This window comes from Bacillota bacterium (assembly GCA_012839765.1).
In the GTDB taxonomy this organism is placed as follows: Bacteria; Bacillota; Limnochordia; order DUMW01; family DUMW01; genus DUMW01.
On sequence record DUMW01000108.1, the window covers coordinates 1 to 10,713 of the forward strand.

A 10,713-nucleotide genomic window follows, 5' to 3' on the forward strand; every position below is an offset into this window, starting at 1 on the left:
CACGGTGAGACTACTGCCAAAGGAGCTTGGCACGCCAGATGAAATATTGGAACGATATGGGATCGAACGGTCAACTTAGCACACGTTCTTTCTTTTTTTCCCTGGGCTTATGTCAAAACCCCAGCCTAATTTCTTTAGTCACCATCGACAAGTATTCATTACACCTATTGGGAAAAGGAGTCCAGTTCCAAGACTTGGCCAGCCGTCACCGCCACTTCTTTTCCTCCGACACCAATCAGCCAATCTCCGTTATATCCTCACGTCCAGTTCTTCCAAGCGGAAACGAACGGATAGAATATATGGCTCCTCACCAGCGGTCCAATGTCCATATGTGACGGCGACAAAGGTACCATCTTCCAAAAGTACAAGCCCTGGATAACCACAGTCATAGGGATGAAGATTATCCTTTAGCCGGACCCTGTACTGGCCAGGGGTACCGTTTACAATATCTGCATAGGTCCCTACCCAGGCTACCCAGTCTCCTCTGGTGGGGGAATCCTTCGCCATATCCCGGAAGGTAACCACTAGCCTTCCGTCGGGGGCATAGCAGGCTACATGCCGATCACCAGTCAATGCGGAGGAAACCTCCCTCGGTGCTGTCCAAGATTCTGTCTCATCGTCACTGAATACCACAAAGGAATTGAACTTCCGGCCGTTTTCCCGCAATAGTAAAGCGATCTGCTTACCGTCCGGCGATCTGAGGGCCCCCGGCTCACAGAGTTTAGCTTCCGGGTGCTCCGTCACCAGGACCGGTTCACTCCACGACAAACCCCCATCAGTCGACATGGTCTTAAACACCTGATAGCTCGTGGGCACACCACTGTTGCGTAGGAAAGGTCCTTCATCGTGGAAAAACGCCGCGTAGTGACCTTTGCCCGTATTCAAGGGAATCACGCTGGACATGGCCACAATCCCACCAAAATCCCCAATAGGAGTAAGCTCAGACCAGGTAAGGCCGTCATCTTCGGAAACCGACATGCGAATCGGATACAGACCGGAGAAGAGGATTAACCGTTTCCTTCCCTGGGGATCCACGACCCGGTAAATGGTAGGAGTCTCTTTGCTGGTCTCGAAACTCTTCGGTACCGGTAGACGTTCCGACCAGGTCAATCCCCCATCACAGCTCCTCTTTAGGACTATCGCGCCCTTGCCGTGGCCCTTGGGGTACACAGCTAGGATCGTCTTGTGATCCTCCAGCAAAACTATCGTCGGATGGCCAAGATATTGACCCTTTTCCCTATCCACCACCACCTGCCGCGTCTGGTCTTGATCCAAGTCTATAAGGGGAATATCAAACAATGTCTACACCTGCTTTCCACATAAACCCACATCCTAGAGAAATCTCCCAGATCTAATCAAGAAAACCATACTACGTACATTCCAATGTCCCCTATGTACCGCCCTCCGTAAGGAACACCGCGAGTAAGCAGGAAATCCGACACAAAACACCATACGTATGATGTTATTCGACCCCTTCGGACCGTTTTCCTGCCTCGGAAACATCCGGATTTCTAGTTCTATTCCACCGGCATTTCCATCAAAATCCCTGTCCCATGCAAGGGTCACTCCGCACACACTACGTTTTTGGTAAGCTTCGCCTAGATTCCTTTCAGATCCGGTCATCGGCACCAAGCAGGGAATCATCATATGTATTATGTTCCCCGGTGCTCCCCCCTGTGCCTACTTCCAGGACACCGCATACATCCAGTATCGAGGACAAGCTCCCACCCAATCGCCGCAAATATCACCCCTTTTCCTATCCTTAACATCAGACAACATACGTATGATGTTATTCGCCCCGGGAAGTGGTTTTCCCTGCCTGGGAAAGTAAATCCGCTGTAAAATCCAACGATATTTCTGCGGAAACCCGTCTGCAACATCTCTTCAGTTGGTGCGACTAAGGTCTACATTGGTGCATACTCCGTCGCCTCCTTGTAGGCAGCCTCCACATCTAACAGCACCGTAGTAAAGGCAGGATCCACCAGGGACTCGGAAATCACCACAATGGCCTTGCCCTGCTTTTTGACCCCGAGTAGAATCTCGCGCACTGCGCGCCGGGAACTGAAGTTGACAATAATGATACCTTCTACGGTCAGCCGACGGAAGGAGCGCAGGTTTTCCAGCTGGTTTTCTGGGCTCAGTTCGTCATGAAAAACGATAGGGACCCATTTGTGGGCAATCAAGGTGGACTGGATCGCCTGGATCAAGTATCCGTAGTAGGGGTTGATTAGGCTGTTGACATTAATCCCCACCATGTAACTACAACCACTGGGTAGGCTCCTAGCCAGATGGTTCGGTTCGTGACCCAGGGCCTCGACGAACTTCAGGACCCGCTTTCTGGTCTGGGGGGCTACCCGCCAACCATTGTTCAACACCCGGGAGACTCTCATGTGGGATACTCCCGCGGCCCGAGCAATTGGTATGCAGATTCGGCTCTTTGGACAGCGGCATCTCGAGTTAGTACTCGAATCGTTACCTCACTGTTTCACACAGTTTCCCAACAACGATGGAAATTCCGCCCCAGCAGCCGGGGCTCCAGAAGAAGGGGCTCTGGGGCCCGCAGTCTGCAAAGGGCCGACTTCATCATATACCATAACCAATCGCTTCCGAGACTCTATCCCAGAGAGCTACTAACAACCTGTGATGGTAGCAATACATCCCGCTCAATGCAAGCCCAGGAAGGGCCACAGACCGGGTTTCGGGTATAACAGACATCTAAGGGTGCTGGACCAAGTTGTCCAGATTGGGGGTCCGGAACCGCCTTGATGCCGTTAAACCCCAAGGACTCATCTCTTCCATATGTTCCGTGGTAATCAAGACCATGTTTGGATGTGTGGGCTCTCGACGGAATCGGCTCCTTCTGGTCAGAACGTCAATCCTTTAACCGAACTTCGTTGGCAGCTTCCAACATGGCCATGTATCCTTCTACGGGCACATAGTTGGGAATGGAGTTACCAGAGCCCAAGGCAAAACCACCGTGGCCCTTGGCCTGACTGATCACTTCTTTCACGTAGGCCTTGATCTCACCTTCGCTCCTTTGGCAGAGGACATCGGTATCCACGCCACCGAAATTGCCGATCAAATGACCGTACTTCTCCACCCAGACCTGGAAGGGTGCAATCGCATCCTCGTTGGAGTGTTTGGCGTCGATCCCCGCTTCGTGGATCAAGTCGTCCATCACCGCAAAAATGTTCCCACAGGAGTGGAGCAGGAAAGGCCGATCGTAGGCATGAACCAGGTCGATCACCCGTTTATACTGGGGGATAATGTGGGTGCGAATATCCTCGGGCGCAAGCAAAGTGGCTACTTTAAAGCCCAAGTCGTCACCAAAGCGACACACAGCATAGATGTCCCCGAATTCCTTGAGGAACCGCTCCCAGATGGCTACCTGCACATCACCCATCCGCCGAAACAGGTCGGCATAAAGCTCCGGGTCATCGGCTTTGATATAGCAAAGATCCATGTAACCCACAATATCTTGTACCAGTTCGAAGACTCCATTGCCGGGTCCGCCCACCGCCTTCATGCCCGGCGGCATGACCTCCCTGAGCAGGCGAAAGGTCTCCGCGTGTTTTTTGAAGTAGAGCCCAGGAATCTCGTCCCATGGGTAGCGGTCAAAGTCTTCCCGCGTCTTGATCACACCCGGCACGTGACCGCCCAAGGCGCCGCCGCCTGGCAAGACGTCTCCAATACAAATCTCAAAGCTGACAGTGTCATAGCCCATCATCCGGAAAAACTCAGTGTAGTTTCGCAGGTACTCTCGTTTATCTTCGGTGTCCCCATGCAACAGCTGCGCGAATTGCCGATCCATGATCTGTTCCATGATCGTCGGCGAAATCAAATGTTCATACAAGGGCAAGCGCGGCGCCTCGATGTTCCGCGCGGCCATGAGCAGATTGCGATAGTCCGGCTGGTACTGCACCTTTCTCCCCTCTTTCTTGATAGGTACTCTTCCCCGTCAAGCCACTAACACAAATGGCCGCACAACACACGGGGTTAAGTTAATTTCACCCCATGGCAGGTAGAATCCTGTATCCCATCCAGGGATGTTCATGGCAACGACAACACCACCTCATTCCTATGATGGCTCACCGGGATCGGATAATCCACCCGCTAGTCCTGGGCCCTATCCGAAAGACCCGTCGATCTCCCCGACGGACTCATTCCTCCCGACGGGCGGCCAAAAGGGGAGCCGCCCAGAGAAGACCCGGCACCACCACCAATTTGTATCCGCACCAATCGTCAGCCACTTCCTGCACACCGCGCCATACGACTGGTTCCACCATGGTTTGGTACTCAGATGGATGCCACCACGTCAAGCCCTTTGGTAACTCCATGGTGATCAAAGGCCCGGGACTGCGCTAGAGACTGTGGGTCATCCATTGCTTAAGGACATGACCCTTGATCATTGCCGCTTGCTCCTTGCAAGAGTCGATCACCGAGTGGAACACAAACCCACTGAAGTTCAACTCGAGACTGCGGTTGGCATGCTCTCCGGAAAGCGAATCTACCGCCAATGTATATAGGTCTGACTCCAAGGACTGTTCCCCGCGGTTCAGTTCATCAATGATGCCATCCTTGGCTCGGAGAAAACCTGGAAAGGCCCGCCGACAGTCTCGAGTGATATTGTTAACATAGCAGTTCGTCGGACCCCAAAGGTGGTCCATTGTCTCACCTTCGTTTACCCATAGTTCTTCGGCTGGCGGTCCACTAGCCAAATCGGAGAACTAGCGGTGGGCTATCCAATACGATCTTGATACCCCTTTCCCCCAAGATGGATATAATCTCATCCAATCTAGGAAAATCGCACAACCCTCTTCCGACTCCATAGTATCCGCCATCCGCACCACATTGATCACAGCCGCGGTCATCGGCTCTCCATCTAACTTCCATCGTCCCCGGAGCCCGGGTCTAGTCCCGCCTGTGGAGCCCCCAAGGCCAGGAAACGCCCACAATGGGACAGGCTTCTCTTACCATGTTATTAAGGTCAATATGTCCATGACTTCCCTCTCAACCGCTGAATTTCTCCCGAAAGAACAGCATCTCCGGTGATATATGGATCCAAAACCCGGGCCCCTTTGTCCTGTTGTTAGTACAGGGGAAAAGACCATCAAGGACCGTAGACCCACTGCGGGAAGTACCCCTCCCCGGTTGAGAAGTCCGCACGGCGCTTTGGAGGGGAAAGATGAAAGCTCGAGACCATAGCGAATTAGGACAGGAAGAGCGAGTGCAATCAGCCCACCCCATGGACTGAGGTTAAAGGAAAACCCCATTTTTTGGGCGAAACAGGATGGTCCCAGAGAACCAAGTTAGACGAAGGCCCGGCACACTAACAGCGAAGTCACCAAGCTAGCTAGCAACTCCCGCACACCGGTCATCCCTTCGTAAAGGAACCGTAGCGCAGCCTTGCCCATCTCCTGCAGTTCCTAGTCAAGAAAGACACAAAAGGGGACAATGAGTTTGGAACGGAAGGCACAGAACTAAACAGAAGGGTGCTACCAGGAAGACTGGGCGCACCCCAAAGGGTCTAAGGTTTTGACTTCTCTCCCCTTTCCTTCGTACCAGCGACAGCCGACCTAAATCGAATACAGACTTTAACCCAAAAGCTCCTCCGTATCAATGGTAGCCAGTGTCAAAAACTCATAGGGGTTTTGATGGCCCCGTTCATAGAAGCAGAGGATAGGACCATCATCTAGGGAACAAAGGTCCGAGTAGGCTGACGGCCCTGGATAGATCAATATCCCCGGTTCCCAGCTTCGACAGTCATCTTTGCTTATCTTGATCGTCAGCTTCTCTCTGCGGGTACTGGCGGGATTGGAAAATAGCACATAGGGTTTCTCGCGCAGGGTAACTTTGAGGAGGCTGGCCTGACACTGGGGTTCGGTGAGGACTTGATCCCAGGCAACCGGTGTAAAGGTCACACCTTCATCGTAACTGTAGGCATAGGCCCGCTCCCTATGTCCTTCCAGCATCCCCCGACAGTTAATGTACGCCACATCCTCCAGTTCCACCAAGGTACATTCGTTTGTTCCCGGTCCGATGACCCCACCAATCTCCCAGGTGGCACCAGCATCATCACTGTAAATGACGTGGGAAAAATAGGGGCTTTGAACTGGGGCGCTCTCCGGGCCAACCGCATGATCACAGGGAATGAGCAGGCGGCCACTTTTCAGCTGCAACCCATGACCTGGACCGGTGGCATACCAAGTCCACCCTGGGCGCTTAACACTAGAAGTGAGCTCCACTGGTTCCGACCAGGTAGCCCCGTCATCTTCGCTTTTGGTCAACCAGACGGTGCGAGGTGCTTCCCCCGTCAGGATCAACGGCTCAGGCCCATCGCTGTTATTCCGACAAAACAACAGAAAAATGGTTCCCGTCCGGCGATCAACCACCGGTGCCGGATTTCCCGCGGTATCACCGGCCCCGGCCACCACCACCCTGGGCCCCTCCCAGGTGCGACCCTGATCGAAGCTGCGTCGCAACAGAATGTCGATATCCCCAGAATCAGCAACGCCGTCCTTCCGCCCTTCACAAAAGGCTAAGACGGTTCCCTGGGTACTTACCACCAACGCCGGTATCCGATAGGTCTTATATCCCCCCACACCACTGACAAACAAGTCCTGTTGCCTCACCATGGCGCAATTCCCCCTGAAAGATAAACCAACGGCTCACGCCCGTCCCGAAAACCCACATCTTGCTAGCTGCCTTCCAAGCCCCTCCCTGGCCGCGATCTACCGGTCCAAGAAACCATGACTTAGAAGGGGCGTCGGAAAGCGCGGGACCTCAACTTTCCCGCAAGGGTTCGAAACTAAAGGGCGCCGTCAAGTAGGGCTGACAAACACCTTCCTTGGCCAGGCATTCCTTCAAGGCCAACACCCAGGGACCCCGTTGGTAGATCCGCATCAGATCGATGACCTGTTTTTGAATCCGGTAACCCTCTACCACTGCGCCCTCTTGCGCCGCCTGCCAAATGGCCACACATTCCTTTGCCGCAATGTTGGCAATGCCGGGAATCACTCCGTCCGCGCCGGCAAGGCTGCTCACCATCATTAGCTCCTCACACCCTTGCAGGAGGTTGGCTTGGAAGATACCATCCTGTTTGGCAAAGAGCAGCTTTTGAAAGTCAATGTACCGGCCGGCGGAATCCTTTACAGCACAGATGTTCTCGTGCTGAGAAAGCTCGATCAATAGCTGCGGTGTGAGATAAACATGGGCATTGGAAGGGATGTTGTAGACAATCACCGGGAAGGGACTGTAATCGGCGATCTCAGTGAAAAAACCCAAAAGTCCCTGGTGGGAGTAGTTGAAATAGGCGGGTGCGGTGATCACGACCCCATCAAGGGCATACTTCCGCAGTTGATCGATCTTGCCTTTCACCTTTCCCGTACCGTTTTCGCTGATCCCGACGTAGACTGGCAGACTGTTACAATAGGCCAAAGTCTCCTCAACCAAGGGAAAAAACACATCATCGGTCAGGTTAGCCCCTTCGCCGGTGGAACCGGCCAAAAACAAGCCGTCAACGCCGGCTTGCATCATACGCGCGATCAGACGCTTCAACCCGTCGACATCTAGCTTACCTTCACCCGTCAGCGGTGTAATTAGTGGAGGGATAACCCCCTTCAGTCCCATAGCAACCAATCCTCCAATTTCTTGTCAACTCAGACTAACGTCATACGTATTACGTTATTCGACAGTCCAATGGCCTTATCCTTTTCGCCCTGCCAAATTGGCCTACAAATTCATTAAGCTAGTCTCCTCCACACTGCCCGCGTAGTGCTCTTCAAAGGCCTTTGCCAACCCGGTAATGTCACCGTTGCGGATGGCATTATACAGCTGTCTATGCCTTTGATAGCGTAACTGCAAGGCTTCCGGCGAGTCATCGTGGGGAAACCGCACCCGTAGGTTCCAGAACAATTCCAAGATCAATAACAATACGCTGTTGTCCGTAGACTCCGCTAGAATCCGGTGAAAGGCCATGTCCTCCTCCAGCAGGCTTTCCCCTTGGGCCGCCCTTGCCTCCATCCGCGCGACGCACTTCTCCAAGTTCTCCAGCATAGTCAGAACTGCGGGATCCTCGGGCTGCTTCGTGGTACACAAAACGGCCCGCTCCATACAGTAGCGCTCCAGAACGCGACGTACTTCTGTCACTTCCCGGAAGTCCTCCTGCCGGAGCATCAGGCTTAAGGGCATCCCCTTCAACATGTCCGCGGCATTGGGTTTACGCAGAAAAGTACCTCGCCCCGGTTCGATACTGACTACCCCGAACACTTCCAGCAGCTTCATGGCCTCCCGCACAGCAGTCCTGCTCACGCCAAAAAGCTCGCAGAACTCTGGTTCCGTGGGCAGCTGGTCCCCGGGCTGGAGCCCCTTTTCCACGATGAAATCTTCAATGGCCTTGCGGACTTCCACAAAGATCCGTGATTGTCTTTTCAAAGGTTTGACTACCATTCGCCTACATCCCTCTAGTAACCGTCATACGTTTTACCTATTCTTTTTCTCCATGGGAGAGCAAGAATCCTGCTTGCCCCCAGCTTCCCTATAGGGTTGTCCGGACCAAAAGTAGCGGAAAATGGGGATAGTGTTTGCATCGGGGCGATGCAAACACTATCCTTCCCTTCATCCTTAGTAATTCTGCTTGCGCACTTCAAAGTAGGCCTGGGAGTACTTGCACACGGGACATACCTTGGGGGCACACTTGGCGGTAACCAGGTGTCCACAAATCCGACACTCCCAAGTGGTCTCCTGCTCCTTTTCAAAGACCCGCTGTTCCTTCACGTTCCGCAGCAAGGCCCGGTACCGCTCTTCATGGGCCTTCTCGATCTCCGCGACTCTCCGGAACTTCGCGGCCAACTCGGGGAACCCTTCCTCCTCCGCTTCCTTTGCGAACCGGGCATACATATCGGTCCACTCGTAATGTTCGCCCTCCGCGGCCTGCAGAAGGTTCTCGGCGGTGTTGCCGATCATGCCCAGTGCGTCGAACCAAAGACGGGCGTGTTCTTGCTCGTTCCTTGCGGTCTGTAGGAAGATCTCCGCCAGCTGATCGTATCCTTCCTGTTTCGCCACTTCGGCAAAATAGGTGTACTTGTTCCGGGCCTGGCTCTCCCCGGCAAAGGCCTCCATCAGGTTCTTTTCCGTTTTCGTACCCGCATATTTGTTCACAGGCTTCTGCTCTTCCGAGATCGGTTTAAAGACCGAAGCCGGCTGTTTGCACTTAGGACAGCAAAAGTCAGCGGTCAGTTCTCCTTCGTAAATGTATCCACAAACACCACAACGATATTTCGCCATACTCGTTTCCTCCATCCTCAGATCTTTCTTGATCAGGTCCAGGAGTTGTTTCACCGTATCCACAGGAAACCCTTCTGGACATGGACCCGCGATAAGGGCTTCTAAGAACTTAAGGGTATTTGGACCCTGGGGCAGCATATAGCCGGATTCCCGCAGCAAATCCTCCGCCATTAACCGGTTGGATCTTTCAATGGCGGCACCCAATGGCCCTGGAAGTCCCGCCGCAATGCTCTCCTGCTCAGCCTTGCTCCGCAGCAGGGCGCGCAGCGCCGCCACCACCGCCTTCTCCTTCGGTTGCGGGGCCGGATACTCCTTCGGCACCATCGAGATCGCCCCCGAGGGACAGGCCTCGGCACAATCACCGCAACCAATGCATTTAGCGACATCAATGATGCTGTTTTCCGTGTCGGTGGCGCCGGTGGGACAGACATAAAGACACAGACAATCCTTGGTACACAGGCGAACATTTCTCACCGCGTACTTATCACTCATTATGGCAACCTCCCTTCCACCTTGTCAAGCTTCCAGTTGGCAACCTTGCAGATGGGACAGAGCTCTGGGAGGGTATCGCCGACGTGGATATATCCACAGATGGTGCAGACATATACTTCCTTATCCTTGAACATCGCGTCACCCTCGGTTTTGTACCTGGTCAACAATGACTTGAGGATTCGGGTCACCTTTTCGCTCCAGGCTAGGGCCCGCAAGGCCCCCCGGTCCTTTAGTTCTGTTGCGACAGCCTGTGCATAGGGAAACCCTGTCTCCAGATCCTCTTCCACAGCACTTAGCAGTTTGTCAAAGTCGGGGTTCTGTGTAGGCTGGGCTTGGCCTTTGAAGTACTCGGCTAATTCGCTGAATAGCTGGGCTTGTTCAAACTTGTACTGTTTCTCACAACCACGGGCGAGGTTTGAGCAAAGAGCACTCATTTCCAAGGGGGTCAACTCATCATCTGCGGTGGTCAATTCAGTCATCTCTGGTTTCGGTTTACGTTCCTGTACGGGATCTGCTGTCTGTTCTTTGAACTCCGCCTTGGTGGCACCACAGAGGGGACAAACCCAATTAGGGGGAAGCTTGTCCCACGGCGTGCCCGGTGCCACACCTGACTCAGGACTACCCTTTGCTTCGTCGTAGACGTACCCACAAACGAGACAAGTGTATCGTTTCACACCCTTCCTCCTTTACTTGCTTTTTCGAGTAACCGAACATCCCGATAACCGCCCTTTAGACCAAAAGTTCGAAGACCATGATCAGTTTCTTTTTCCACAAAGTCCCGACAGAATCCTTCTAGTTTCTACCAAATCTCTGGGGTTTTGACATAAGCCCAGGGAAAAAAAGAAAGAACGTGTGCTAAGTTGACCGTTCGATCCCATATCGTTCCAATATTTCATCTGGCGTGCCAAGCTCCTTTGGCAGTAGTCTCACCGTGTA

The 10,713-nt window shown here is 53.4% G+C and carries 9 protein-coding genes and 1 pseudogene; all 10 read right to left on the bottom strand.

The genetic code is table 11. The features are described from left to right. Positions 1-249: 249 nt before the first annotated feature. The 10 genes and pseudogenes from GXX57_10860 to GXX57_10905 all read right to left on the bottom strand — a co-directional run bounded on the left by GXX57_10860 (position 250) and on the right by GXX57_10905 (position 10,451). Positions 250-1,299 (bottom strand): exo-alpha-sialidase, encoded by a 1,050-nt coding sequence (locus tag GXX57_10860; GenBank protein ID HHV45149.1) that lies wholly within the window; start codon positions 1,297-1,299, stop codon positions 250-252. Positions 1,300-1,904: 605 nt separating this feature from the next. After that, positions 1,905-2,390, bottom strand: coding sequence for a LacI family transcriptional regulator (locus GXX57_10865; protein HHV45150.1), 486 nt, complete (start codon positions 2,388-2,390; stop codon positions 1,905-1,907). A 482-nt stretch (positions 2,391-2,872) separates the two neighbouring features. Further along, the gene (locus GXX57_10870; protein ID HHV45151.1) at positions 2,873-3,889 is read right to left on the bottom strand and encodes a hypothetical protein; all 1,017 of its coding nucleotides are present in this window, start codon (positions 3,887-3,889) and stop codon (positions 2,873-2,875) included. A 472-nt stretch (positions 3,890-4,361) separates the two neighbouring features. Beyond that, positions 4,362-4,667, bottom strand: coding sequence for a hypothetical protein (locus tag GXX57_10875; GenBank protein HHV45152.1), 306 nt, complete (start codon positions 4,665-4,667; stop codon positions 4,362-4,364). Positions 4,668-5,594: 927 nt separating this feature from the next. Next, the gene (locus GXX57_10880; protein ID HHV45153.1) at positions 5,595-6,635 is read right to left on the bottom strand and encodes an exo-alpha-sialidase; all 1,041 of its coding nucleotides are present in this window, start codon (positions 6,633-6,635) and stop codon (positions 5,595-5,597) included. A gap of 148 nt (positions 6,636-6,783) precedes the next feature. Then, entirely contained in the window at positions 6,784-7,629 is an 846-nt protein-coding gene (locus tag GXX57_10885) for a dihydrodipicolinate synthase family protein (GenBank protein ID HHV45154.1), read from the bottom strand. 102 nt (positions 7,630-7,731) lie between these two features. Then, positions 7,732-8,448, bottom strand: a complete 717-nt coding sequence (locus GXX57_10890; GenBank protein ID HHV45155.1) for a FadR family transcriptional regulator — start codon at positions 8,446-8,448, stop codon at positions 7,732-7,734. 174 nt (positions 8,449-8,622) lie between these two features. Beyond that, positions 8,623-9,285 carry a rubrerythrin family protein gene (locus GXX57_10895; protein HHV45156.1) on the bottom strand — a complete coding sequence of 221 codons (663 nt, stop codon included), beginning with the start codon at positions 9,283-9,285 and terminating at the stop codon, positions 8,623-8,625. A 15-nt stretch (positions 9,286-9,300) separates the two neighbouring features. Next, positions 9,301-9,777 (bottom strand): annotated as a pseudogene (locus tag GXX57_10900) (4Fe-4S binding protein). After that, on the bottom strand, positions 9,777-10,451 hold the full coding sequence (locus tag GXX57_10905; protein ID HHV45157.1) for a rubredoxin: 675 nt from the start codon (positions 10,449-10,451) through the stop codon (positions 9,777-9,779). The pseudogene GXX57_10900 and the gene GXX57_10905 overlap by 1 nt, the downstream one beginning before the upstream one ends. Positions 10,452-10,713 lie beyond the last annotated feature (262 nt).